Origin of the sequence: Mycobacterium sp. E2479, from assembly GCF_001667925.1 — a bacterium.
Classification (GTDB): Bacteria; Actinomycetota; Actinomycetes; order Mycobacteriales; family Mycobacteriaceae; genus Mycobacterium.
Map to the genome: position 1 here is coordinate 65,076 of NZ_LZJR01000084.1, position 24,370 is coordinate 89,445.

General features: G+C 65.9%; 26 protein-coding genes and 1 pseudogene. 14 read left to right on the forward strand and 13 right to left on the reverse strand.

What is annotated here, in order from left to right; all coding sequences use genetic code 11:
- Window positions 1-11: 11 nt before the first annotated feature.
- Together A5686_RS11855 and A5686_RS11860 are read right to left on the reverse strand one after the other, a co-directional pair.
- The gene (locus tag A5686_RS11855; RefSeq protein WP_067934273.1) at window positions 12-683 is read right to left on the reverse strand and encodes a hypothetical protein; all 672 of its coding nucleotides are present in this window, start codon (window positions 681-683) and stop codon (window positions 12-14) included.
- Window positions 684-777: 94 nt separating this feature from the next.
- On the reverse strand, window positions 778-2,619 hold the full coding sequence (locus A5686_RS11860; RefSeq protein ID WP_067934275.1) for a fatty acyl-AMP ligase: 1,842 nt from the start codon (window positions 2,617-2,619) through the stop codon (window positions 778-780).
- Window positions 2,620-2,827: 208 nt separating this feature from the next.
- Between A5686_RS11860 and A5686_RS11865 the strand changes: the two genes are divergently transcribed.
- Entirely contained in the window at window positions 2,828-3,292 is a 465-nt protein-coding gene (locus A5686_RS11865) for an SRPBCC family protein (protein WP_067934277.1), read from the forward strand.
- A 57-nt stretch (window positions 3,293-3,349) separates the two neighbouring features.
- On the opposite strand, the gene A5686_RS11870 is transcribed toward A5686_RS11865, so the two are convergent.
- Both A5686_RS11870 and A5686_RS11875 read right to left on the reverse strand, forming a co-directional pair.
- Window positions 3,350-3,709 carry a hypothetical protein gene (locus A5686_RS11870; RefSeq protein ID WP_156750044.1) on the reverse strand — a complete coding sequence of 120 codons (360 nt, stop codon included), beginning with the start codon at window positions 3,707-3,709 and terminating at the stop codon, window positions 3,350-3,352.
- 402 nt (window positions 3,710-4,111) lie between these two features.
- Window positions 4,112-4,402 (reverse strand): GlsB/YeaQ/YmgE family stress response membrane protein, encoded by a 291-nt coding sequence (locus A5686_RS11875; RefSeq protein WP_067934280.1) that lies wholly within the window; start codon window positions 4,400-4,402, stop codon window positions 4,112-4,114.
- A gap of 188 nt (window positions 4,403-4,590) precedes the next feature.
- Between A5686_RS11875 and A5686_RS11880 the strand changes: the two genes are divergently transcribed.
- Window positions 4,591-6,114 carry an adenylate/guanylate cyclase domain-containing protein gene (locus A5686_RS11880; protein WP_067934281.1) on the forward strand — a complete coding sequence of 508 codons (1,524 nt, stop codon included), beginning with the start codon at window positions 4,591-4,593 and terminating at the stop codon, window positions 6,112-6,114.
- Window positions 6,115-6,185: 71 nt separating this feature from the next.
- On the opposite strand, the gene A5686_RS11885 is transcribed toward A5686_RS11880, so the two are convergent.
- From A5686_RS11885 to A5686_RS11900, 4 genes are all read right to left on the reverse strand, one after another.
- Window positions 6,186-7,358, reverse strand: coding sequence for an LLM class flavin-dependent oxidoreductase (locus A5686_RS11885; protein ID WP_067934283.1), 1,173 nt, complete (start codon window positions 7,356-7,358; stop codon window positions 6,186-6,188).
- 160 nt (window positions 7,359-7,518) lie between these two features.
- The gene (locus A5686_RS27210) at window positions 7,519-7,929 is read right to left on the reverse strand and encodes a hypothetical protein (RefSeq protein ID WP_067934385.1); all 411 of its coding nucleotides are present in this window, start codon (window positions 7,927-7,929) and stop codon (window positions 7,519-7,521) included.
- Window positions 7,930-8,192: 263 nt separating this feature from the next.
- Window positions 8,193-10,481, reverse strand: a complete 2,289-nt coding sequence (gene aceA, locus A5686_RS11895) for an isocitrate lyase ICL2 (protein WP_067934284.1) — start codon at window positions 10,479-10,481, stop codon at window positions 8,193-8,195.
- A 243-nt stretch (window positions 10,482-10,724) separates the two neighbouring features.
- Window positions 10,725-11,438, reverse strand: a complete 714-nt coding sequence (locus tag A5686_RS11900) for an MBL fold metallo-hydrolase (RefSeq protein ID WP_067934286.1) — start codon at window positions 11,436-11,438, stop codon at window positions 10,725-10,727.
- A gap of 104 nt (window positions 11,439-11,542) precedes the next feature.
- On the opposite strand from A5686_RS11900, the gene A5686_RS11905 reads away from it, so the two are divergent.
- The 5 genes from A5686_RS11905 (at window position 11,543) to A5686_RS11925 (ending at window position 14,312) form a co-directional block, all read left to right on the forward strand.
- Window positions 11,543-11,857: a metalloregulator ArsR/SmtB family transcription factor gene (locus A5686_RS11905; RefSeq protein ID WP_197520554.1), complete on the forward strand. Its 315-nt coding sequence runs from the start codon at window positions 11,543-11,545 to the stop codon at window positions 11,855-11,857.
- Window positions 11,854-12,270 carry an SRPBCC domain-containing protein gene (locus tag A5686_RS11910; RefSeq protein ID WP_067934290.1) on the forward strand — a complete coding sequence of 139 codons (417 nt, stop codon included), beginning with the start codon at window positions 11,854-11,856 and terminating at the stop codon, window positions 12,268-12,270. Before A5686_RS11905 ends, A5686_RS11910 begins: the two co-directional genes overlap by 4 nt.
- Window positions 12,271-12,317: 47 nt before the next feature.
- On the forward strand, window positions 12,318-12,764 hold the full coding sequence (locus tag A5686_RS11915; RefSeq protein ID WP_067934387.1) for an SRPBCC family protein: 447 nt from the start codon (window positions 12,318-12,320) through the stop codon (window positions 12,762-12,764).
- Between the two features lie 67 nt (window positions 12,765-12,831).
- Window positions 12,832-13,440, forward strand: a complete 609-nt coding sequence (locus A5686_RS11920; RefSeq protein WP_067934291.1) for a YbhB/YbcL family Raf kinase inhibitor-like protein — start codon at window positions 12,832-12,834, stop codon at window positions 13,438-13,440.
- A gap of 17 nt (window positions 13,441-13,457) precedes the next feature.
- A complete protein-coding gene (locus tag A5686_RS11925; protein WP_067934293.1) occupies window positions 13,458-14,312 on the forward strand; it encodes a lipase family protein in 855 nt (284 codons plus the stop codon).
- Window positions 14,313-14,316: 4 nt separating this feature from the next.
- Here A5686_RS11925 and A5686_RS11930 read toward each other — a convergent pair whose 3' ends face one another.
- Window positions 14,317-15,894 (reverse strand): NAD(P)/FAD-dependent oxidoreductase, encoded by a 1,578-nt coding sequence (locus A5686_RS11930; RefSeq protein WP_067934294.1) that lies wholly within the window; start codon window positions 15,892-15,894, stop codon window positions 14,317-14,319.
- Between the two features lie 109 nt (window positions 15,895-16,003).
- On the opposite strand from A5686_RS11930, the gene A5686_RS11935 reads away from it, so the two are divergent.
- Window positions 16,004-16,603, forward strand: a complete 600-nt coding sequence (locus A5686_RS11935) for a TetR/AcrR family transcriptional regulator (protein WP_067934296.1) — start codon at window positions 16,004-16,006, stop codon at window positions 16,601-16,603.
- 21 nt (window positions 16,604-16,624) lie between these two features.
- Here the strand turns inward: A5686_RS11935 and A5686_RS11940 are convergent, their stop codons facing one another.
- Window positions 16,625-17,488, reverse strand: coding sequence for a LysR family transcriptional regulator (locus A5686_RS11940; protein ID WP_067934297.1), 864 nt, complete (start codon window positions 17,486-17,488; stop codon window positions 16,625-16,627).
- A gap of 106 nt (window positions 17,489-17,594) precedes the next feature.
- Between A5686_RS11940 and A5686_RS11945 the strand changes: the two genes are divergently transcribed.
- Window positions 17,595-17,987: a tautomerase family protein gene (locus tag A5686_RS11945; RefSeq protein ID WP_067934300.1), complete on the forward strand. Its 393-nt coding sequence runs from the start codon at window positions 17,595-17,597 to the stop codon at window positions 17,985-17,987.
- Window positions 17,984-18,973 carry a nitronate monooxygenase family protein gene (locus A5686_RS11950; protein WP_067934302.1) on the forward strand — a complete coding sequence of 330 codons (990 nt, stop codon included), beginning with the start codon at window positions 17,984-17,986 and terminating at the stop codon, window positions 18,971-18,973. Before A5686_RS11945 ends, A5686_RS11950 begins: the two co-directional genes overlap by 4 nt.
- On the opposite strand, the gene A5686_RS11955 is transcribed toward A5686_RS11950, so the two are convergent.
- The 3 genes from A5686_RS11955 to A5686_RS11965 are packed head-to-tail and all read right to left on the reverse strand — an operon-like array spanning window position 18,967 to window position 21,840.
- Entirely contained in the window at window positions 18,967-19,680 is a 714-nt protein-coding gene (locus A5686_RS11955; protein ID WP_067934303.1) for a hypothetical protein, read from the reverse strand. The two genes, A5686_RS11950 and A5686_RS11955, sit on opposite strands and share 7 nt — an antisense overlap.
- Window positions 19,681-19,695: 15 nt before the next feature.
- Window positions 19,696-21,141, reverse strand: a complete 1,446-nt coding sequence (locus tag A5686_RS11960) for a class I adenylate-forming enzyme family protein (RefSeq protein ID WP_067934305.1) — start codon at window positions 21,139-21,141, stop codon at window positions 19,696-19,698.
- A 9-nt stretch (window positions 21,142-21,150) separates the two neighbouring features.
- A complete protein-coding gene (locus tag A5686_RS11965) occupies window positions 21,151-21,840 on the reverse strand; it encodes a hypothetical protein (RefSeq protein ID WP_231986361.1) in 690 nt (229 codons plus the stop codon).
- Between the two features lie 113 nt (window positions 21,841-21,953).
- On the opposite strand from A5686_RS11965, the gene A5686_RS11970 reads away from it, so the two are divergent.
- The 4 genes and pseudogenes from A5686_RS11970 to A5686_RS11985 all read left to right on the forward strand — a co-directional run.
- The gene (locus A5686_RS11970) at window positions 21,954-22,439 is read left to right on the forward strand and encodes a carboxymuconolactone decarboxylase family protein (RefSeq protein WP_231986356.1); all 486 of its coding nucleotides are present in this window, start codon (window positions 21,954-21,956) and stop codon (window positions 22,437-22,439) included.
- Window positions 22,440-22,460: 21 nt separating this feature from the next.
- Complete coding sequence (locus tag A5686_RS11975) at window positions 22,461-23,102, forward strand: nitroreductase family protein (protein WP_067934310.1); 642 nt, start codon at window positions 22,461-22,463, stop codon at window positions 23,100-23,102.
- Window positions 23,102-23,596 (forward strand): SRPBCC family protein, encoded by a 495-nt coding sequence (locus A5686_RS11980; protein ID WP_067934312.1) that lies wholly within the window; start codon window positions 23,102-23,104, stop codon window positions 23,594-23,596. The genes A5686_RS11975 and A5686_RS11980 overlap by 1 nt, the downstream gene beginning before the upstream one ends.
- A 70-nt stretch (window positions 23,597-23,666) precedes the next feature.
- Window positions 23,667-24,164, forward strand: a pseudogene (locus A5686_RS11985) (hypothetical protein); the annotation flags it as partial.
- Between the last annotated feature and the right edge of the window lie 206 nt (window positions 24,165-24,370).

Consider the following 24,370-nt stretch of genomic DNA (forward strand, 5'->3'; position numbering starts at 1 on the left):
CGACGTTGGCCCTATCGCTCGAGCTCGCCGGAGATCCCGCGCTCGAGCTTCGCCTGTGTCGCTGATGGCAGCACCAGCAGGCCGTCGAGTTCGTTGCGGGCCACATCGTATGCCCGCTGGCGTTCATGCGCGGCCGCCGCGGGGTCGGCAGCGACTCGTAATAGGCTCTGCGCCCGGGCGATTCGCTGCTGATCCGCCCGGGAGAAGTCGTTGCGGCGTCTGCGGATCGCTTCGGCCTCGGCGGCGTTGAACGCCGTGACGTAGTCCTCGACGGCGGCCATGTACTGCGCGGCACCGTCGCGGTCGTCGAGCAGATCCTCCGCCTTGGTGGGGCGAAGGAAGTCGGCCCGCAGCTTGGCTTTGTGGAACGCGATCGTGTGCGCGTCGCGCATGTCGGTCATCAGTGGAAAGTCCAGCAGCTTGGCGACGTCGAGTTCATACTCGAGCCAGCGCGCATCCGTGCGGCCGTGCTCGTCGAGTACGCGCCGGACCGCGCGCCACCGGGTCGCTTGATTCATGCTGGAGCGGTCGGTGGTGGGCGGGGCGGGTGGTCGCGTCCGGCCCGTATCCTGTGATTGCGCGTCGGTGCGCCGTCGGCCGAAGGCGCGGACGGCAGCGACGATCGCTCCCGTCAGCGGCAGGATCACGATCAACAGCTCCGCCAACCGGAATAGCAAACCCACATGGCCAGGATGCCACCGGAACGGCGGGCGTTCGGTCAACTCTGCGGGCGCACCCCGAGGACGTCGCGAACATGCCTGCCACAAGACCAGTTCGTCAGCGCACGCCCAGGGTGCCGTCGAGGTAATCCGCCCGGCAGGCCCTGCGGGCCAGCTTGCCGCTGGTGGTCCGCGGGATGGCACCGGCCGGCAGGAGGCGCACGTCCGAGACGTTCAGCCCGTGCCGCCGCGCAACCGCTGCTCGGATCGACTCGACTGCCGGCCGCGGATCTTGACGGCTGGTGCCCGCGGCGCGTTCGGCGACGACTACGAGCCGGGCGCCATCCCGAGCGTCGCCGCCCGGCACAGCAAAGGCCGCCACGTATCCGCGCCGCACGATTTCGGACGCTTCGGCGACGGTGGTCTCGATGTGTTGTGGGTAGTGGTTGCGGCCGTCGATCGTCACCAGGTCGGCGATCCGGCCGGTCACATACAGCTCACCGTCGAGATACAGGCCCAAGTCGCCGGTGCGGAGCCAGGGGCGGTCCGGATCGGCGCCCGCCGCATGGCTGCCGTCGGCAAGCGTCGATCGCAGGTCCGCGCCGAATGCCCACCGTGTTTCGTCCGGCAGCCCCCAGTAGCCGCGTCCGACGTTGTTGCCCTGCAACCAGATTTCTCCCACCCGGCCGTCGGGCAACTCGGATCCGTTGGCGCGGTCGACGATGACGGCCCACTCGCTGCGTGCGACCTGGCCGCACGACACCTGCGGGACCGCGTCGGGAGAATCCGCGGCGACCCGCACCGCGTGCCCAGCGCCCAGCCGTTCTCGGTCGAAGTAGACCGCCGTCGCCTCGGCGGCGGGCGCGATGGTTGCGACGAACAACGTTGCCTCGGCGATCCCGTAGGACGGCTTGAACGCCGTCCGGGGCAACCCATATGGCGCAAACGCCTTATTGAAAGTCCTGATCGCGTCGATGCTGACGGGTTCGGAGCCGATGATCATCACCACGTTGCGCAGGTCGATGTCCGCACCGCCGGCGGGCAGGCCGCGCTGCGCGGCCCACTCGTAAGCGAAGTTCGGCGCGGCGGTGACGACGTTGCCCCGCCGCGACCCATCGGAGAGGGCCTGGATCCATCGTTGGGGCCGGCGGACGAATGCGGTCGGCGACATCAACGTGGAGTGGCCGCCGTAGACGGCCGGAAACCCGATCATCGACAAACCCATGTCGTGGTACAGCGGTAACCAGCTGACGCCGTGGGTGTTTCGGTCCAGCAGGTCGATCGACAGAATCATCTGCACCAGGTTGGTGCCCACCGCTCGGTGGGTGATCTCGACACCGACCGGCGGCCGGGTCGCGCCGGACGTGTACTGCAGGTGCGACACGTCATCCATGCCGAGTTCGGTTGGCACGAACGACTCCCCCGCCGAGTCGGGGATCTGGTCGATCGCGATCACTTGCGGCCGGGGCAGGTGCGGGTGGCTAGCCAGAAACTTCAACACTGCGTCTTGCGCGGGTGTCGTCGTGAGTACGACGGTGGGCTCGGAATCGCGCAGTGCGGTATCAAGCCGTTCGGCGTGCCCTGGCAGTTCCGGGGCGAATAACGGGACGGCGATGGTCCCGGCCTTGACCGCCGCGTAGAAGCCGGTGATGTAGTCGATGCCCTGGGGTGCGAGGACCGCGACGCGCTCACCGCGACTAGCGGCTTGCTGGATGCGCGCGCCTACGGCTTGCAGCCGGACACCGAACCGGCTCCACGTCACCTCGTCGGCATCCCCGTCGGCGGAACGGCTGTAATCGAGATAGCGATACGCCACAGTGGCACCGACATTCGCGATGTTGCGGTCGATGAGCGATATCAGGTTGACCCCGGGCGGCAGCACGACAGCGCCCGCCGCGTCCAGGCAGTCCTCGATCCGAAGTAGGCCACCTGGGCCCTCTTGCCGGGAATCGCGTGCCATAAGAGCAGTCTAGGGGGCCGATGCGCCGGTTCCCCGGCGGTGAATCGGCAAACGCCAAGGGCGGCCACCGCATTCGCCGATTCCGCCAGACGTTCGATCAGCGGGTCGACGGGAACGATCAACCCGAGCCGGCCGACGCCCAGCGCGGGCGGTAGCCTACCGGCGAGCGGCGTTCAGTGCCGTGCGTTTGCTACCACCAGGAGTCGTCATGCCGGGCCGGAACTATTCCTTCGAAGTCACCCGCACCAGCAGTGCGCCTGCCGCGACGGTGTTCCGGCTGGTGGCCGACGGAGCGAACTGGTCGCGGTGGGCCAAGCCGATCGTCGTGCACTCGAGCTGGGCCCGCCAGGGCGACCCCGCCCCCGGCGGCATCGGAGCCATCCGCAAGGTGGGCATGTGGCCGGTCTATGTGCAGGAGGAAACGGTCGTATATGAGCAAGACCGTCGCCACGCGTACAAGCTGGTGGGGCCTTCCACCCCGGCCAAGGACTACGCCGGCGAAGTGGTCCTCACGCCGAATGCCGCGGGGGGAACCGATATCCGCTGGACCGGATCGTTCACCGAAGGTGTTCGCGGGACGGGCCCGCTGATGCGCGCCGTCATGGGCGGAGCTGTCCGGTTTTTCGCGGGCCGGCTGGTCAAGGCGTCCGAGCGCGAAATCGGCGGGCGGTAGCTTTCCGGCGCGGCCGATGACGGCCGCCAAAGCTGCCGCCGAGCTTCGATTCACCATTTACGGGTTGTTGAACTGGTTCTCGTAGGTCTGTTGCTGCTGCATGTCCTGGTTGAACTGCTGCTCGGCCTGGTCGTTTTGTTCTTGGGCCTGCTGCATGGATTGCTGCAACTGCTGCTGCAGCTGGGCTTGATCGTCGTCATCGGCTGCGAAGCCGCCGGTGAGACCTGGTGGCGCCTGGGGTGAGAATTCCGTGTCCGCCAGCCGGATCGCTGCGGGCCCCAGCGTCATTCCGCTGGCCTGGGGCTGCGCCGCGTCGGATAAGGCCAGGAGGGTCACGGTCGCGGCGCTCGTGAGAATCACGCGCACTAGGGGCCGACGGCATCCGCCGGAGATCGCCGGGTGAGTGGTGGTGGTCATCCTCTAGGTATGCGCCGAGTTTTTAGCTGGCCCCTGAGACGCGGCTGTCGCTCCGATATGAAGCCGGAACGGACTACCCATCGTCGCGGCCGATCTGGAGCTCTGCGGTCACTCGCGCCTGAATTGTAAATGTCCAACCGCGGCTTTCAATCCCGAGCCGGCTTGCTGCGTCTCATGCTGGTACTTGCTGTAGCGATTCCCAGCCGGACCGCATTGGGTGCTCGGGGGGTGACCAGGCGAAGCATCCGCAACGTCTGTGGATGGCTCAATCAGGGCAAACCAAAGGTCGGGCGCCCTGAGGACATCGATTCCGCCCAGACCGATGCGCCCGGCACCGCTGCACTGGAAAGAGCAGCGGCCACCGGGCGTCTGATCGGCGTTCCGTCGGGCTCGGGACACCAGTTACCGGCGAAGCAACCCGGCACGGCGGGTACGGCGACCCCGCACGGTCTCCCAGATTGCAATCAGCACGACGGCAGCACCGATTCCAATGAGGAATGGGACCCAGGCGATTCCGCCATTGGCATTCTCATAGCCGAACTTGGCGGCTACCCATGAGCCGATCAAGCCACCGAGGGCGCCTAGCGCGATGGTCATAATCATGCCGATGTCTTGTTTTCCTGGCATGAGCAGACGCGCAATCAAACCGATGAGCGCACCCACAACAATGGCGAGGATTATTGACCCGATCATTGCTGCAACTCCTGTCGTCACGGCGCCCCGGGTGGGCCCCTACTTCGACTACGGGTTCCCCTGATCCAGCAACTTGTAACACATACGTTCAACGGGTCAGCGGCGGTCTCGACGACATAGGCGACGACGTCAGCCGCGCAGCGACGAAGAGCCGCGCCTAGGTAGCTAACCGCTCTAGTCTCCCTGGCATGGATCGCATTTGGCAGTGGGCGTGGAATCGTTATGGGCCGAGGTACTCCTGGGCGATGTGCGCACTGACGTACCTTTTGCTACTACCGGTGTACCTTTTCTGGTCGTTGATCGTGGTTAGTTCCGAAGCGTCTGACCATTACCTTCAGGCGGTGGGTGTCACTGTCGTCGCTGTGGGTGCGGCGACATACGGAATGGTCCTGCCTGGTAGCCAACGATTCCGGCCTGCGGAGCGTTGGGCGGCGGGCCATGAGGTCAATCGTGCAGGGGCGCTGGGCGATACCTACAGCTGGGCGCGCGCAGCAGTCGTACGAGGGCTGTGGTTCCCCGGCGTTTGGGCGGCGCTGCTTACAGTGCTTGTCGGTGCGGTCGGCGGAGCGAGCGGGTGGCGACTAGCCGAATACGGGGTGCTGGGCGCGTTCATCGGCGTCGCCACTGCGTTGGTCGCGGTGCATGCCTATTGCGAGGCGGCGCTGCGGCCAGTCAGAGTGGCCTTGGCAGGTGACACCGCCATCGGTGACTCCCTGCCACGTTCCCACCCGACTTTTGCCGCATGGCTCGACCTCGCGATGCTCGCCAGCTTGTTCACATTCGCCGTTCTGGGCGTGATGCTGGGGGCTCTGCTGCACGACGCACTCGCGGTCCCCGCCCTTGCCCTGGTCATCGGGTGCGGTTTGACGCTCAGTATCGCGGTGCCCATCACCGTCGGCGCGGTCGTCTCCCCGTCCCTGGGACCGATACGCGACCTCGCCGAGGGAACCGAACGGGTTGCGGCCGGCGACTACACCCAACGTCTGCCGGTGGTTCAAGACGATGACCTGGGTGCGCTGGCGGGATCGTTCAACCGCATGCAGGCGGGTTTGGCTGAGCGGCAACGACTTCAGGCGGCGTTCGGCACCTACGTCGACCCCGCCCTAGCCGCGCGCCTACTTGAGCAGGGTGACGATGTCTTCACCGGCGAGCGCCGCGAGGTGACGGTGATGTTCGTCGACATCCGCGACTTCACGCCGTTCGCCGAGGCGAACAGCGCCGAGGACACCGTCGCCCGGCTCAACGCCTTGTTTGAGCTCGTCGTGCCTGCCGTCGTGGACGCCGGGGGGCACGTCAACAAGTTCCTCGGCGACGGAGCACTGGCCGTGTTCGGCGCCCCCAACGACCTTGCGGACCATGCAGACGCCGCGCTAAGAGCGGCTGTTCTGATTCAGCGCCTCGTCACGGAGCGATTCGGCGGCGAGCTTCACATCGGCATCGGCATCAACACCGGTAAGGTGATCGCAGGCACCATCGGCGGCGGAAGCAAGCTCGAGTTCACGCTGATCGGCGACACTGTCAACGTCGCTGCCCGCGTCGAGCAGCTCACCAAGACCACTGGCGACGCGATCCTCCTTACCGGCCAGTGCTTCGATGCCCTCGATCATCACCCGGCCGCCCTCACAGGCCGAGGGCTTCACGCCCTCAAGGGCAAGTCGTCCGCGGTGCACCTCTTCGGCCTTGACTCAACGACCGATGCTGATCCGTCATGAAACGGGCCGCCGAGCACAGGCGGTCGCCGAGCGCGTTGACCATGGCGGGCTGCGCTCGGCGAAACACCAGATCACGCTTCGCTAGGAGGACGTTTTTCGCTCTCATACTTCTGGGTCATGTGCGCCACGGCGTCTAACTGCGACTGCGCCAAGGTCTCCCGGGCCTGGCCGGCACGCGCGGCGGCATCTAGCGTCGGCTGCGCCTGCCCCTGGAAATGCGGCATGACTTCGGCGGCGAACAGTTCGGCGGACCGTCGGGTGGCCGCCGGGTTGGCCCACTCGTGGCCCATCTGGAGCATGCAGCCGAAACCGCCGGACTGATCCCACAACCGCTGCACCTGTTCGCGCGCCCGCTCGGGCGTGCCGATGACGCCCGCCCCGTTGTCGTTGATGACGTCGATCATCTCGTCGAGCTGCTCCCCCGGCATCGTCATCTGCGGGAAGGCCGCCACCTTCTGGAAGTACCGGAACCACGGCTCGATGCCGAACTTGACCTCTTCCCGGGCCTGCTTCTCGGTCTCGGCGAGGTGGAACAAACCGACCAGACTCCAGTTCTTGCGGTCGACCTGCGTGCCGAACGCGGCGGCGCGCTCCTCGACGATGCCCCAGTGGTAGGACAGCGCATCGAAACCCTCGACGGTCAGGGTCGCCCCGATGGACAGCAGGCCGATGCCGTGCATGCCGGCCAGCCGCGCACCCGTCGGTGATGCGACTGCGGCGACGGACAGCGGGATCCCGCCGTCGGAATAAGGGGCGAGCTGCAACTTGGCATCGAAGAGCTGGTGGGTGGCGGTTTTGGCGCTGACCGTCTCGCCCGCCAGCAGCCGGACGACGATGTCGAGGTTGGTTTCCAGCAGCTCTCGGGTATCGGTCGGGGTGAGTCCGATCATGGACGAGTCGCTGGGCAGCGAGCCTGGTCCCACACCGCCGATGATGCGGCCATGTGTCAGGTGATCCAGCAGCATCAGCCGGTCAGCGACCCAGAGCGGGTTGTGATACGAAAGCGAAATGACGCCGGTGCCGAACCGGATACGCTTTGCCCGTTCGGCGGCGGCGGCTATGAAAATTTCTGGGGAACTGATGATTTCGCTGCCGGCCGAGTGATGTTCACCCAGCCAGACTTCGTCGAATCCGAGGGCGTCGAGGTGCTCGATGAATCGCAGATCCCGCTGCAACGCCAGCGTTGGGTTGGTACCCGAGCGGTGGAACGGGGCGATGAAGTATCCGAATCTGAGCTTCGACATTGACGTCCCCTTGCATCCGAGTTGCGGAGAACCATAACTCGGATAACCGGTCGGCCCTAGGCCGCAAGCGAAGTTCAGCCGATGGGGCCAGGTAGTCCCGGCCCCACCGGCTAGGGAACAGGTCTTTTAGGTTGCGTTTTAGGGAACGCGATTCGGGCGATCAGTAACCGCCGCAGACGTTGCCGACGCATCCGCCGCCGCCGCCTGGTCCACCGCCGCCACCGCCGACGCCGGGAATGCTGCCGCCGCCGCCACCGGGCCCGCCGCCTCCGGTCGGCCCGCCGGGTACGCTGCCGCCGCCGCCACCGGGGCCGCCGCCTCCGGTCGGCCCGCCGGGCACGCTGCCGCCGCCGCCGTTGGGTCCGCCCCCGCCGTTCGGACCGCCGGGTTCACCACCACCGCCGCCGCCGGGCGCAGTGGAGGGCGCGACGCTTGACGACGGGGTGGTCGTTGGAGTGGTGGTTGAGGTGCTGCTCGGGCCGCCTTTGTTGCCACCGCCGCAGGCGACCGACAGCACGAGCACCGCCGCACCGCCGAACAGAGCGATCGTCGTCCTCGGTCCTGATCTCATCAGATCCCCCAATCTGCACATGCGCCACGTCGTGCCGCCCATTTTTTCTTACCCCGCGCGGCGATTGCGCAAACAGATTCCGGCGCCGAGTTTGGACTCGAACAAGATGGCCCACCGCACGGTGCGATGGGCTATTACGAAACGTGGGTTGGCCAGCAAATCGGTTCCAGAACGCAGCCGGTGAGCATAACGATGTGAACCCCGGGCGCCGCCGTGCTGGGCGCATGCCGACGCGCGGCGGTGTCGCGTCGATAAGGCGCTGGCTAATCTTCTTTGGTGATCAACTTGCGCAGCGCGACCCGGTCCGGCTGCAGCAGTTCGGCTATGCGGGGCCGATTGACCTCAGCGACGATGATCTCGCCGACCTCTTGATAAACCTCGCTGAAGATGCCGTGCGATTTCATCTTCGCGGTCTGATATTGGTTGTCCTCGGTCGGCGTCACATAGATCACCGCGTCGGCCTTGAACCGGTGCACCAGCCAGAGGTGGATCAACGTCATCAGCCGCTTCTGGCGTAGCTTCTCGGCGAAGGTGTTCTGGTCGCGCACCTGGAGGATGCTGCGGCCGTGCCGGTCCTTGATCGGGTCGACAACGACGTTCGCCAGCTGCTCGTCATCGTTGCCGTGGATGCCGAGTTCGAGAACGTCCGAGCCGGCGCGGCGGGGCCGCAGTTGCACGCGGAGTTTCTCGTCGAGGTTGTAGTTCTCGCTCCACATCGCCAGCCATTCCTCGAGCAGCTTCTTCGGCACCTCGGTCTGCACCAGGTGCTGATGCTGGGTCGAGCCCTCGCCCATCGCCTTCGTGGTCGCGGTGCGACCCGAAGAGGCGGTCAGGGCAGCATCGCTCCGCGGCCCGCCCACCAGGGTTTGCGGTGTGCGATACGGCGATTCGACCAGGCGCATCTTGCGCTGCAGGCGGGCCAGCGCGAGCATGCCGTCCTGCTGCAGGGAGGTCGCGAACTCCTCGGCCGCGACGCCGTCGATCTGGTGTCCGCCGTAGGTGATGAAGTTGAAGACGAAGCCCATCTTGCCCAGTTCCTCGGGGAACTGTTTCATCTGCTCATCGGTCATGCCCGTGGTGTCCCAGTTGAACGACGGCGACAGGTTGTAGGCCAGCATCTGGTCGGGAAACTCGGCGTGGATGGCGTCGGCGAACTGCTTGGCGTCGGCCAGGTCGGCGGTTTTGGTCTCCATCCAGAGGATGTCGGCGAACGGCGCGGCCGCCAGTGATTTGGCGATCGCGTACGGGATGCCGCCGCGTATCTGGTAGTAGCCCTCGGGAGTCTTCGACAGCTCGCAGTCCCAACCCGGGTCGACGCCCAGTTGCTTCGCCTTGGTCTTGGCGGAGTACAGGGACGCGCGCGCCGCGAATGCGCGCCACTCCTCGACGCTCATGTCGGCCGGCTCGCCCTCGCTTGCGTCGAATTCGAGCACCTCGGCCACGGCCTCGCCGTAGGTCATCAACCCGGCGTCCTCCTCCCAAGCCGCCACGAACCGCGACTCGACCTGGTCGAACAGGTCATCGATCGACTGTTGCCCGTTCTCGCGCCAGCTATTGACCGCGTCGGAGATCACGCTCTCGATGCCCTGCCGCTCAAGCCAGGCCCCCGCCTCGGCGTACTCCCCTTCGGGCAGCGCGTAGAGAAGGTGACCGTTGAGGTCTTTGACGCCCAGCTCGTAAAAGCGGCGCACCATCGCCAAGAAGCACGACTTGTACGACGGAATGTCGAGGTTGGTGGCGCCCAGCAGGAACGGCTGGTCTCGCTCATCGGCCCGGCTGTCGAGCAGGTTGGCCGCCTCGGCATCCGTACGGGCGACGATGATGCCCGGCACCTTCATGATGTCGAGCTGGAAGCGCGCGGCGTTGAGCCGCTTGATTTGCTCGTCCGACGGCACCAGCACCTTGCCGCCCTGGTGGCCACACTTCTTGGTGCCGGGGCGCTGGTCCTCGATGTGGTACCCAGGCACGCCGACCTCGACGAATCGGCGGATCAGGTTGCGTACGTGCGGGTCACCACCGTGGCCGGTGTCAGCGTCGGCGATGATGAACGGCCGATAGTCGTACTCCGTAGCGGTCGCCCGTTGCTGCTCACTCATGTTCAGGCGCTGGTACTGCTGGTTGCGGTCGGCTGTCAGCAGCGCGCGCACCAGCACCGCGGCATCATCGGGCACCTGGCTAAGTGGGTAGCTGGCGAGATCGGGTCCCGGGTCCTCGGTGGTGGATCCCTTGGCCGACGTCGCCCAACCCCCTAGATAGATGCCCTCGATGCCCATGCGCTTCATCGCGACGGCCTGGCCCGGCGAGTAGGGGCCGAACGTGGTGATGCTCTTCTTCTCGGCGAACAACTCGCGCAGCCGCTCGTAGAACGCGGCTGCCGCGTTACGGGCGACGGTGTAGTCGGTGGGGATGGTGCCGCGCTGCTCTGCTACCTGGCGAGCCGTGTAGAGGCGCGTGATGCGGGAAAAGCGCGGGTCGTCGAAGTACTGCTGCGTGGCAGCGACCTCGTCGTCAAACGACGGCCGGACTTGGGTGTCCTTCTCTATGATCGCCATGTCTACGCTCCTCTTCAGCACGATCCCACTGCACGTGAGTCTATCCCTGGGAACGGTAGTTCACTCAGGGGTCAAGGACTTAAGCCAAAACTGTTGGCGCATCCGGTACTTGCGAGAGCTTTTTGGCGGCGGGTTGGTGATCGGCGCGCAGCGTTCTTTGGTCACGACGCTCGCCTGCCCGGGCCTGGCGCCGTCATACGGCGTCAAAGCCTTGCGAGACAATACTTTTCGATGCGGTGTCGATCACGGGGCGGGCGTTCGACGGGCCAGCCAGTTCCGCTGGCGACGGATGAACCCCGCGTCGACGACGCTGCCATGGCCGGGGACGTAGATCGCCTCGGGGCCGCCGACCGCGAGCAACCGGTCCAGCGTCGCGGGCCAAGCCGCGACGTCGGAATCGCCGTCGATGGCGGGATCGGCGGACTCCTCCACCAAGTCACCGGTGAACACCACGATCCGCTCGCCCTCCTCCATCCCGGGGGCGATCACCACCAGGTCGGAAGCGGTGTGGCCACGGCCGAGGTGGGCGATCGTCACCGCCCGGCCGCCTAGGTCGACGACGTCGTGGTAAGTGCCGCCGCGCGGGGGCCGCAGGGCGGCGATCGCCGCGTCCACCTCGGCGGGGTCGGCACCATGACGCAGCGCGTCCTCGCGGAGTTCAGCGGTCGCCGAGGACAGGTGTTCGGCCACCTCGGGCGCGCAGTGCACTTGCGCCCCGGCGAACAACGACGAACCCAGCACGTGGTCGAAGTGCTTGTGCGTCAACACGATATCGCTCACCGGACACCTGGCGAGCAGCCGGACGTCGGCGTCGATCGCGGCGGCCTCGCGCAGCGTGGTTCCGGTGTCGACGAGCAAGGCGCCGGTGTAGCCCCGCACCAGCCCGATGGTTACGTCGCAGAATGGGAGCCGACAGCGGTGCACGCTGCCGGTCAGCCGTTCCCAGCTGAAGTGCACACCCGGAAGGTAGCCGCCCGGCCTCCGGCCAGCGCACATTTCAGCGGCGACATTACGTCGGAAATAGTTGACATGTCGGGAATATCCGACATAAGTTCCTGGGTGTGGCCAGCATCGATCGCGTCTTTCTCGCCTTGGCCAACCCGGTCCGGCGCGAATTGCTGGAAATTCTGTTCGACCAACCGCTCTCGGCGGGGGACCTCAGCGACCGGTTCGAGCTCAGCCGGCCGGCGGTCGCCGAGCACCTCAAGGTGCTGCGCGACGCCGGTCTGGTGGCCGACCAGCCGCACGGACGTCATCGCATCTACCGCTTGACCGCGGAGCCACTGGCGGAACTCGGGGAGTGGCTGCATCCCTTCGAGAAGTTCTGGCGCGCCCGACTGGCCAAGCTCGCCGAAACAGCAGAGGAGTTGAAATGACCGCGACGTCACGCTTCGCCACCATCCGGGTGGAGCAATTCGTGGCGGCGCCACCGGCCACGGTGTGGCGACTCCTGACCGAGCCCGCCCTGCTGAAGCTGTGGTGGGCCGAGGGTCAGGTGGCCGCGGTGGTGGGCCACCAGTTCACTCTCGACATGCCGGGCTATGGAAAGCAGCCCTGCACGGTGCTCGAGGTCGACCCGCCGCATCTGTTCGCCTACACGTTCACAGCCGCCTGGATATTGACCTGGCGACTGGAAGCCGAAGGAGATGGTACGCGAGTGTTCTTGGAACACATCGGGTTTGACCTCGATGACAACCGCATGGTGCAGGCGTTCGAGCGCATGAGGCCGGGATGGCGCGACGTCGTCCTCCCCCGGCTCGCCACGCTTGGCGCTCGACCACGCGCTTGACCGACGTGCGACGTTTCGACTCGCACGGCACCGGCTATCTCCCGGACATGGCTATCACCGATTCCCGCGATGTCGTCATCGAGGCGACGCCAGACGAAATCATGGATGTGTTGTTCGACCTCGAGTCATTGACCGAGTGGTCGTCGTCGCATAAGAAGGTCGAAGTGCTCGAGCGGGACGATCAGAATCACCCGACCCGATCCAGACAGGTCGTCAAGCTGGTCGGCGTCAGCGACGAGCAGGAGTTGGCGTACACCGTCCACGCCGACGGTGTCGGCTGGACGCTCGTCAGCTCCAAACAGCAACGCGCCCAGGAGGGTCGGTACACGCTGACACCGGACGGGGACTCCACCAAGGTTCACTTCGAGCTGACGGTCGACCTGGTAGCGCCCGTGCCCGGATTCCTCGTCAAGAAGGGGGCCAAGAGTCTGATGGACACCGCCACCGAGGGACTGCGCAAGCGGGTGCTCGAAGTCAAGAAGCGCGGCAAGTAGGTTCAACGCACCCAGCGGCGAAATCGGCTCCTTCCCGACTGCGGGCGCGCGAGTCACACTGTTGTCTATGGAATCGACGCGGGCGGGCACGCTTCACCGATGCGCGGCAATCATCGGAGCACTGGCGATCGCGCCGGGGCTGGCCGGCTGCTCCGGACACGGTGATAGCCACCCGACGAATTCCTCGACGCCGAAGGTCACGACGCTTGGGCGCACGGCGCCGAACGCGCCCGCGGACAGGCCGTTGAGCATCAGCAGCCCGGCTTTTGCAGACGGCGCGGCGATCCCGGTGCAATACACCTGCAAAGGTTCCGACGTCGCACCGCCGTTGGCCTGGTCGGCGCCCCTGGGTGGCGCCCTCGTCGTCGACGACCCCGATGCCGTCAACGGCCTGTATGTGCACTGGGTGGTCATCGGAATCGCCCCCGGCTCCGGGAGCACCGCAGACGGGCAGACTCCGGCGGGGGCGACCGCCTTGCCCAACACGGCCGGCCAGCCGGGGTATCAGGGCCCCTGTCCCCCGGCGGGAACCGGGACACACCATTACCGGTTCACCCTCTACCAGCTGCCCAAGGACTACCAGCTGCCCGGCGGCCTGGCCGGCGTGCAGGCGGCGCAGACGATCGCTGGCGCCGCAACCTCGCAGGCCCAGCTCACCGGAATCTTCGGTGGCTGAACCGGAGCGGGTCAGCCATGCCAACGCAATCGCCGTTAAACGTCACGAAGGCAATACAATTCGCCCAGCTCGTCAACGCGACGTACGCGACGCCGCCCGGCGATCTGACGAACAAGGCGGGCCAGGCACTGAGCGCTGGCGGCGTTGACTACACCGTGGTCACCACGATCTACGCCAACGATCTGGCAACCGACATGGATTCGAGTCGAGCTGACGACGAAGTATCGATCGGGCTGATCTGCCAGGAGAACAAAACGGGCGACGTCGCGATCGCGATCCGCGGCACCGAAGGATGGCTGGAGTGGATCCACGACGTTGACTTTCTCCAAGTGCCGTGCCCATTTCTGGCCGGCGCCGGCCATACAGAAGACGGCTTCACCGACATGTACGAGTCGCTGAGGACGGCAGTCGCGCCGGGTTCGCCGACGGTGGTGAACGCGCTGGCGAAACTTGCGTTCCCTCAACCCGTCGGGTCCGTGACAATCTGCGGGTACAGCCTGGGAGGGGCACTGGCGACACTGCTCGCCCTTGACATGGCCGCGAACACAACGTTTACCGACCCGGCCGTTTACAGCTACGGCAGTCCGCGCACCGGCGATTCGTTGTTTGCGGGCACCTACGACCAGGTGGTCAAGAACTCCTATCGCATCGCAAACCGGCTGGACATCATCCCCGACCTGCCCCCGCCCATCGGCTATGAGCACGTGCTCAATCCGATCGAGCTGAACCCGATCAGATGGTTGCCACTGCCGCCCAAGGCTCTCGTCAAGTACACAGTGTCCTGCGAACATTCGCTCGCGACCTACCTGTACCTGCTGTCCCTGCAATCCGGTGGTCCCGTGCTTCCCCTGGAAGCCGCCTGCAAACCCTGACAGGTCAGGCCATGTCGTCGAGCGCCTGATAGGCGGCGTTATAACCGGGAGTGAAGGTGATGCCCGGTCCGCCATGGCATCCGGCGCCGGCGAGATACAGGCCGTGGATCCCGATGGGCATATCGAGGAAGCCTTTCGGGCCCGGCCGGTTTGGCCCCATCAGGTCGGGGTGCAGCAGCCCGTGACAGAAGTCGCCCGAGGGCGCGCCGAACATGGTGTTCATGTGGTAGGGCGCAAACGTAATGTGGCGAATCACGATATCCTCGAAATTCGGCGCGAGTCGAGTGATTTTGTCGATGACGCGTTGCGCCATCTCGTTTTTGAGACGCCCGTGTTGGTCGCGGCTGACTTCGACCGGGAAGGCGTAGGCGAATACGCTCGCCGCGTGCTTGCCGGGCGGCGCCATGGCGGGATCGTGCACCGATGGGATCTGCATTCCCATCGACGGGTTGTCCGGAACGATGCCCCGCCGGCAGTTCTCCCAGTGCAGCTGTTGGGATTCGGGTGACCCGAAGATTCCGACCGACTGTTGCATGCCGTCGGCGTTGAGGAAATCGTACGGCGGGGCGAACTCGGGCAGCCCGTCGAGGGCGAAGTGGATCTGGATGAATGACGCCCGGTGATCGCGGCCGGAGACGCGCGAGAGCAGCTGTGCCGGAACGTGTTCGGGTGTGATCAATTGGGTGAGGGTGATATCGGGCGACAGGTTGGACACCACGATCGGCGCCGAGACCGTCGACCCGTCTCGCAGCCGCACGCCGGTCACTTTGTCTTGGTCGATCAGGATTTGCTCGGCCTTGGTGCGCAACCGCATCTCGCCGCCGTGGGCAATGAAGAGCTCACGCAGGTGTTCGGTGAGGGCGCCGATGCCACCCTTCAGCTTGGTCATCATCGCAGTGCTCGTCGCGTCGTCTTGGGGCACAGCTAATGCAAAGGCCAAACAGGTTGCGCTGCCCGGTGTGTACGGGCCGCGGTAGGTCGAGTTTACGGCCAGGAAAGCCAGCATCCCACGCATGACCGCGTGCTTGTGTTTGTCGGGCAGGTAACGGTCGATCACGTCCATGGCCGAGCCGAACAACATGTCGTGAATCGCCCGGCGTTCGGCCTCGTTGGCCGCACAGGCGTACATCTCGTCGAGACTCTTCGGCGGTCGCCGGACGTCGAAGCGGCCCAGCGCTTTCGCCGGGCCCTGACTCCAGCCGATCAGTTCGGCCATGCCGGTGACCGCTTCCATCCCATGCTTCTCGCCCAGATGGGTCATCAGCCGCATTGGGTCCCGGTAGAAGATCATGGGCTCTTCGCCGTGCTCGCCGATGTTGGTTGACATCACGTCGGGCTCCACCGCCGGCAGCGTGTCCAGTCCGAGGTCCTTGGTAAGTTCGCTCGCCATTGGAAACTGCACCGAACCGGCGATCTCGTACCGGAAACCATCGATCAACTCGACCGTAGCGGCCATGCCGCCCGCGTAGGTGTTGGCTTCCAGGCATATGGTGCGCAGGCCCGCGCGTTGCAAGATCGCCGCCGCGGTTAGCCCGTTGTGCCCGGCGCCCACCACGATTGCGTCGTAATCGGTATTGGTCATGACCTTGACCTCGTCTCGATCGGGAACCGCTGCCTAAGGTTATGTCAGTACTGACATAATTGGAAGATGTCAGTCGTGCCCGCTCGCCTGGGATACGATCACCGCTGATATGACCCCCCCGGGCAACCGTCATCAACAACGACGACGATCGACGCACGAGGCACTTCGCCAAGCGGCGTTGAAGAGCTTCGCCCACAAGGGGTTTGCGAATGTCACCGTCACCGAGCTGGCCCGCGCAGCCGGTGTCACCGAACGCACCTTCTTCCGGCATTTTCCGACCAAGGAAGCCGTGCTTTTTCAGGACTACGAGACCCAGCTGGAGTGGCTGGCCGAAGCGCTTGCCCAGCGGCCGCCCACGGAATCGCTGTTCGACGCGGTTTTGGCCAGCGTCGCCGCCTTCCCACACGACCTCGAAGTGGTGCGCCAAGCCGCGACCGCTCGTGCGGAGCTGATCAGCGCCGAGCGGATTGCCGGTCATCTGCGGGTCGTGCAGTCCTCGTTCGCCCGGGTGCTCACCGATTTCGTCAGAGAGCGGAATCCGGGTCTGGCGAACATCGATCTGGCCGCCGAGGTCGCAGGCTCCGTGCTCGCCGCGGCTCTCGTTGCGGCAGTGGAGAATTGGGGCCGCAGCGGTTGTGCCGGCGACCTCGGCGCAGACGTGACCGCGAGCCTGAAGCTGGTGCGCTCAGGCCTGGCTGCACTTGCCTGAGCTGGCGACTCGGCGAATCGGTCACCGCGCGGCGTCGACGGCTGCCTCGATGAAGCGGCGAAGTACGGGGCTGTTGGCCCGCTTCGGAAACGCCAGGACGACGGGAATGTCGGGAGCACCCCGCAGCGCGATGAACCGCACGCCCGGGTGAATGTTGCGTCTGATGGCGACGTCGGGGATGACCCCGACCCCCCGGTCGGCCGCGACAGATTCGATCCACTCATCGAAATTTGTTGTCTCGACCACGGTTTCGGGACCCGCGCCCGCGGGCCACGACCAGGGCCCGGTGGTGCCACTGGCAGTGTTGACCACGAGCGGCCATCGTGGCACCTCGGCCCAGTCGAGCTCGGCCCGCTCTGCCAGGGGCGAATGCACCGAACACACCGCCACTCGCGGCTCGTCGAAAAGGTGCACGATTCGAACGGCGGTCGACGTCACGTGCCCGCGCACCACGGCGACGTCAACCCTGCGCTGCTGGACCGCATCGAGCGCATCATCGGTGCGGACCAGGTTGACGGCGGTCCGGGCGGCCCGTTCGAATCGCGCGACGGTGTCCTGCGCCCACGGATCGGGCAACAGCCAGCTGAACCCGAGGCGGATACTCGCCTGGTGCCGCACGGCGTCGACACCGCGGCCCAACTCGGCGAGGACCCGTTCGACGTGATCGAGGAAAACCCGCCCGGCCTGGGTGGCCGCTACCTGCCGCGAGCTCCGATCCAGCAATGTCGCTTCGAGCGCGTCCTCGAGCTGCTGGATGGTGCGACTCAGCGCGGGCTGTGTGATGTTGAGTTCCTGGGCGGCCCGCGTAAATGATGCGAGGCGCGCCACCGCTTCGAATGCGCGGAGATGGCGTAACTCGACTCGGCCGGCCTGGAGCACGTCCATGCCTGACGAGCATAGATACCCTACAGGCGGCATTTCACGCGGGATTCCCGCGGCCCTAACGTCGGTTGCAAGGAAGGCGCAACGCGCGCTTTATGCAGGAGGAACAATGCCGTTGTTGTATATCGACGTCATCGAGGGTCGTACACCCGCCCAGACCCGGGCACTTTTGGACGCGATCCACGAGACCGTTGTCGAAGCGTTCGGAGTTCCGCAGCGGGATCGCTACCAGGTGGTGCGCACCCACCCGGGCCACGAGATCGTCACGCTGGACACGGGCCTCGGCATCGAGCGCTCAGCTAGCCAGGTGATCGTGCACGTGGTGAGCCGGCGGCGTCCGCGCGAGCTCAAACAGAAGTTTTATGAGCTGCTGGCATCCCGCCTCGCCGACCGGTGCCGGCTCGACCCTGCCGACCTGATCGTTTCGGTCACCGAAAACGACGACGAGGACTGGTCTTTCGGCCACGGTCGGGCGCAGTTCCTCACCGGTGAGCTCACGTGAGCGCCAGCGCGAATTTGACCACACGCCTCACCGAGCTGTTCGGGATCGAGCAGCCGATACTGCTCGCGCCGATGGCCTTGATCTCCGGGGGGCGACTCGCGGCGGCGGTAACGCAGGCGGGCGGCCTGGGCCTTGTCGGCGGAGGCTATCCCGACGCGGAATGGCTGCGATCCCAGATCGACCGGGCCGAAGGTACCCGAGTCGGATACGGTTTCATCACCTGGAGCCTCGCCCAAAACCCGGGAGTCCTCGACATCGCTCTGGCCCAGCAGCCGGCGGCCGTGATGCTGTCGTTCGGCGACTTACGGCCTTTCGCCGGTCGCATCCACGCCGCCGACGTTCCGCTGATCGCGCAGGTGCAAAACCTGGACCAGACGAACCGCGCCCTGGACGCCGGGGCACAAGTCGTCGTCGCTCAAGGTGGCGAGGCCGGCGGGCACGGCATGAGCGCGCGATCGACTTTCACCTTGGTGCCCGAGGTCGTCGATTTCGTGGCGGACCGCTCGCCCGAGACGGTGGTGGTGGCCGCCGGCGGCGTCGGCGATGGTCGCGGGTTGGCGGCCGCGATGGCGCTGGGTGCCGATGGTGCGCTCGTGGGAACCCGGTTCTGGGCGACGCCGGAGGCGCTGGTATCGCGGCGCGCCCAGGAACGCGCGGTGGCCGCAGGCGGGGACGACACCGTGCGCACGCGCGTGTACGACCTTGTCCGCCGGCTAGATTGGCCCGCCGGATACGACGCGCGGGCGCTGGTTAACGCTTTCCTTAAGACCTGGCACGGCAACGAGGCCGAGCTCTCGGCGCAGCTACCCCGAACTGTCGCAACCTACGAAAGGGCGGTAGCTGCAGGCGATTTCGATACCGCACCCATACTTGTCGGTGAAGGGGTGGGGGTCATCCACGAAGTCCGTCCCGCCGCTGACATCGTCGCCGACATGGTCACCGAAGCGGCCCGTATCCTGAATCGGGTGGGACATTCGCCTCAGTAGAGTGGTGACCAGTCCGAGGTGCGTAACAACCGGCTTTCCCATTGATCTCGAAACTTCAGAGCCTCGAGCATGTAACTACCCGGCGCCCGGTGCTCGGGCGGCACCTCCTTGGTGAGCAGGTGGACGAGCGCCGCGTAGTTGTTGGAATCGTCAATCTTCTGCCACAGCATGGCTTCTCGCCGTCGATAGCTGCCGTGGGCGACTTGGAAGCAGGCCTGAATATCAAGGATTCGCATTCGCGCGGGTGCCCGAGACAGCGGCCGATAGTAGATCTCGTCCCAGGAGCGGATGTAGTCGTCGAGCGGCGCGTAAGGCCACCCGGTGTCTTCCATGAACAGCGTCAGAGGGTGAGTGGAGCCATCGGTGGGCACGGTCGCCAGGTCGACGGTTTGAAGCGGTGACCACGAGACCGGCAACAGGATCTTGCCGCTCACTTCGTGGCGCAGGTTGTCCAGCTCGCGCATCCAGTACCGAAGGTCACCGCTGTGCGCCCGGTGGGCAAGTCTCTCCCAGGCCGCGCCGTCGACGATTCCGGTGATCGTGACCACGTTGTACGACAGCCCGGACCCGTGAGCGTGGTTGGTGTACCAGAGCAGTCGAGCGTCATCCTCCTCGGCCAATGTCGGCATCCAGCCCTCGCGGTACGCGGCCTCGAAATCGTCTTGGCGCGCGCCGACCACTTTGTGGGTCTCGTGCAGGAAAAGCATTCGAACTCCCAGGTTTCAGGAATGATTCACTATGAGCGCGGCGAGCTCGCGGCGGTTGATCTTTCCGGTAGAGGTGTAGGGGATCTCGTCGACGATCGCCATCCGCTCGGGCAACTTGAAGTAAGCGATCAACCCGCGACAGTGCGCGTGCAGCTCCTCGGCGGTGACTGGGGCGCAGACCACGACCGCGGCCCCTACCCGTTGGCCGAGTTCCTCGTCGGCGATGCCGACAACTGCGACATCGCGCACTGCGGCGTGGGAACGCAGCGCTTCCTCGACCTCGATGGGACCGAACTTCTCTCCCCCGCGGTTGATGGTGTCGCTGAGCCGTCCGCTGGGGAAGATGTAGCCGTCGGAATCTTGGCGGGCAAGATCGCCGGTGCGCAGCCACCCCGCGGTGACGTTCTGGGTGGTGCTGACCCACAACTCGCCGACCGTTCCGATTTCGACATCGCTTCCCGTGTCCGGATCCACAACGCGCACATCGACTCCGGGTAGCGGTCGCCCAACTGAGCCCGCGCGAGCGGGATCGCTGTGGTCGTTCGGCATCAGCGTCGTGTATGCACCGAGTGTCTCCGTCTGACCGAATACGTTGGCGAAGGCCACATGTGGAAGCGCGGTCATCGCTTTGCGCACCAAACTGACAGGCGCGGCGGCGGCGCCGTAGGCGATGGCGACCAGCGAGGTCAAATCCGTGCCGGCGAAGTCGGGATGGTCGAGAATGCGCTGCAGCATGGTCGGCACCATGAAGGTGGTTGTCACGCGGTGCTCTGACACCAGGCGTAGCCACTCGCCGGCGTCAAATCGCTGCTGTATAACCGTCGTGTTGCCGGAGTACAAGCTGCCAAGCGTTCCCAGCGCGCCCCCGACATGGAAGAACGGGACGCACATCATCCCCACCGCCGGCTTGGTCGGCGCGCGAAATGGCGCCGCCATTCCCTTGATCCGTCTGGTGAGCTGAGCGTTGGTGATACCCACGGCCTTGGGCAGGCCGGTTGTGCCGCTGGTGAATAGGATGAGGGCGTCCCGGTCGCCGTTGGCGTCGACGGCTTCGCCGCCGTCCCTACCCGTGAGCGTGACGAGATCAGCGAGGGTCAACACCGTTGGTACGCCGGCTTCGCGGAGCCGGTCGGCATACGGTACCCCCGCCACAGCCACCCCGGCGCAACCGGCGTTTTCGAGGAGCTTGCGGATCTCCGCTGGGGTCAACGCGGGGTTCATCAACGCAGCCGCGGCGCCGATGCGGGGCGCCGCGAGCAGGGTCGCGATGGACACCAGGCTTCCGCCGTCGAGGACAGCGACGCGCTGGCCGGCCCGCACGCCGCCGGCGGCCAGGCCGGCGGCGCACCGGCGAACCGTATGCGCCACTTCGCCGTAGCCGATGGGTTGTCCATCGATGATCAGCGCCGTCCGGTCGGGATCGCGGGTCGCGGCCGTGTCGAGGATCGTCCCGATATTCATGCGTGCCGTTCAGTACAAGGGTGACCACGCGGAGGTGCGCAACAGCCGGCTGTTCCACTGGTCGCGCAGGTCCAGAGCGTCGTGCATCCAGGTTCCCGGCGCCCGGTATTCCTCGGGAATCCGGGTCCGGAGCAGGCCGAGGAGTTGCTCGGGCCGCTGTATGCGCTGCATCAAGACGACCTCGCGGCGAACGTGGCTACCCAGAGCGGGCTGGAAAGCCGCCTGGATCGCCAGCATTGCGGAGGGCCCTTCGAGGCCTGGGGCATACACCTCGCTGCAGCGATCGATGTACTCCTCGAACTTGTCTTGGTAGGGCCACATGGTGTCTTCCATGTAGAGGCTCAGTTCGTGCTCTCGCCCGTCGACCGGTACCTCGTGCAACGCCACGTTCCGCAGCGGCGACCATGGGAGTGCTACCAGCAGTTTGGCTTCGACCTCGTGCCGCAGTTCGTCCAGTCGTCGCATCCATGTCTGCAGATCGCCGCCTTGCACCCGGAGTGCAAGGCGCTCCCATGCCGCCCCGTCCCTGACGGCGGTGACGGTGACGACGGTATAGGACGGGCCACTGCCTTGGGCGTGGTCGGCATACCACAGGAGCCGTGCGTCGTCGCCCGCGGCGAGCATGGGCATCCAGCCGTGCCGAAACGCGGCCTCGAAGTCGTCTTCGAAGCGGCCGCGCACCTTATGCACCTCGTGCATGAACAGCACGCCGAGACGGTAACCCCAAACCGTTTGTCTGGTCTATGCCTGGCCTCGGCGATCAGGATCTGGTTTGCTCAGCTCAGTACTTCACTTCACCGGGCAGGAGTTCGATGATGGCCCGTCTCAACGTGCCGGCCGGCCCCGGCGGCGAAGCCGCCATGATCTGGACGCTACGGCCGCAACTCGGTGAGATGGTCGAACGCATGATCCGCGGCGCGTATCAGCAGAGCATTCTGCCAGCGGACGAGCGGGAGTTGGCCAGGATGCGCATCGCGCAGATCAACGATTGCGTTGCGTGTTCGGACTTCCGAGCTCAGTCGGTGTTGGATGCCGGCGTCACGCCGGAGCTCTACGACAACGTCGCCGCGTATGCCATCTACTCGGGATACACACCGCGCCAACGCCTTTGCATCGAGTACGCCGAACGCTTCGCCACCGACCACGCCTCGCTCGATGACGATTTCTTCCAACGACTTCGGGTCGAGTTCTCCGATGAGGAGATCCTGGATCTCACGCTGTGCGTTGCGGTCTTCCTCGGCCTGGGGCGCTCGTTGAGCGTGCTGGGCGTCGACCAGTCTTGCGCCATCGATCTCTGATCACTCATCCGGAAGGAACCAATGGACATCGCCACCGTCGACGAACTTTTGAGCACGACGCGGTCGGTTCGTAAACGCCTCGACCTGACCCGCCCGGTGGGTCGCGAGGTGATCCTGGAGTGCATCCAGCTGGCGATGCAAGCTCCCACGGCCAGCAACACGCAGGATTGGCGCTGGGTGGTCGTCACCGATGCCGACAAGCGTGCCGCCATCGCCGAGATCTACCGGAGCATCGGCGCGCAGTACCTGGCGTACGCCGCCGACAACGCGAGCGACGCGCAAACAAGGCGGGTGTACCAGAGCGCCATGACCCTGACCGAGACGCTGGCCGACGTGCCTGTGCACGTCATTCCCTGCCTCAATCAGCGCATCGACACCGCGGAACCGGGCATCGCCGCGGCGGCCTGGGCGTCGATCATCCCCGCCGGCTGGAGCTTTCTGCTGGCGCTGCGCTCTCGCGGTCTGGGATCGGTGTGGACGACGATGCATCTGTTCAAGGAGCAAGAGGTCGCCGAACTGCTCGACATTCCGCCCACAGTCACGCAGGCCGCGCTGTTCCCCGTCGCCTACACGGTCGGCACCGACTTCCGGCCGGCCAAGCGGCCACCCGCGGAGACCATCACGTTCTGGAACAGTTGGATACCGGCTGACGGAGAAAGCTGATGCAGTCCTACACCGTGCGATTCCACGTCGATGCCCCGCCGAAGAAAGTCTGGCGAGTGCTGCATCCACCGGTGCCGCCGGACGCGCCCCGGCCGCGGGTTCTCAAATGGCCCACCGGCAGCATGAAAATCCTCAACGAGGGCAACGAGGCCGGCGAAGGTCTGGTCCGCACCTGCGTCTACAAAGTGCCGAAGTATCTGCTGACCGGCGGAAGGGCGCGCTCGTGGGAGACCGTGACCGAGGCCGAGCTGAACAAGCTGTCGCGCTACACCGCGGTCGGTGCCCCGCTATGGTCACGCGCCGAGGGCTATCACCAACTCGAAGAGCAGCCCGATGGCACCACCGTGCTGACGTTCCACGAGACCTATCACGCCTATAACCCGGTGCTGCGCTTCTTTCTCGAACGGCCTGTCCACGCCAAGATTTCCCGCGACAATCTCGAGACCTACGAGCGCGCGCTCAGTTACGCGGGCCGGGTGCGGCGGCTCGTTTAGGCTTTCTTTGTCGCCTCGCCGAGTCGCAACGACATGAATTCGGTGCTTGACCCCGGTACCCTCGACCTCTATGGATGGAGTACCTACCGTGGCGAGGTTGCTTGCTGCGAGCCTGATGGTCGCGGGCTGGGCCGCTTCCACGGTCGTCGCCAGCGCCGACCCGGACGAGACCGACGCACCGGCGCCCGGACCTGCACCGGCCGCTGCGCCGTCACCGGGGGCCCCGCCCGCGCCGGCAGCGCCGAAAACGTCCATCGACAAGGACGGCATCTACGCCGTGGGGACCGACATCGCACCGGGCATCTACAGCTCGGGCGGCCCCGCCGGCGATACCGCCTGCTACTGGAAGCGGACCAACCCGGACGGCGGCATCATCGACAACGCGATGTCCAAAAAGCCGCAGGTAGTCCAGATCGATCCGGGCGACAAAGCGTTCAAGACTTCCGGCTGCCAGCCCTGGCAGCTGACGCCGGGCGCTGCTTTGCCCCCCTCGACGCCGCCCGCTGGGGTGCAGGGCACGCTTGGCATCCTCAACAGCCTGCTGGGTGGGGGCGCCCAGCGGGCGCCATCGGCTGCTCCGGCCCCGCAGGCGCCGGCCGTGGCTCCGGCTCCGCAGGCGCCGGCCGTAGCCCCAGCTCCCCAGGCGCCGGCCGCGTCACGGGCTCCGCAGGCGCCGCTTGCTCCGGCGACGTCGGCGCCCCCTCAAGTCGCACATTCCTGATCGTCCTCGGTAGCGGCCGATGTGAAGTCGCCGCGACCCGCGGCGGCCCTGTT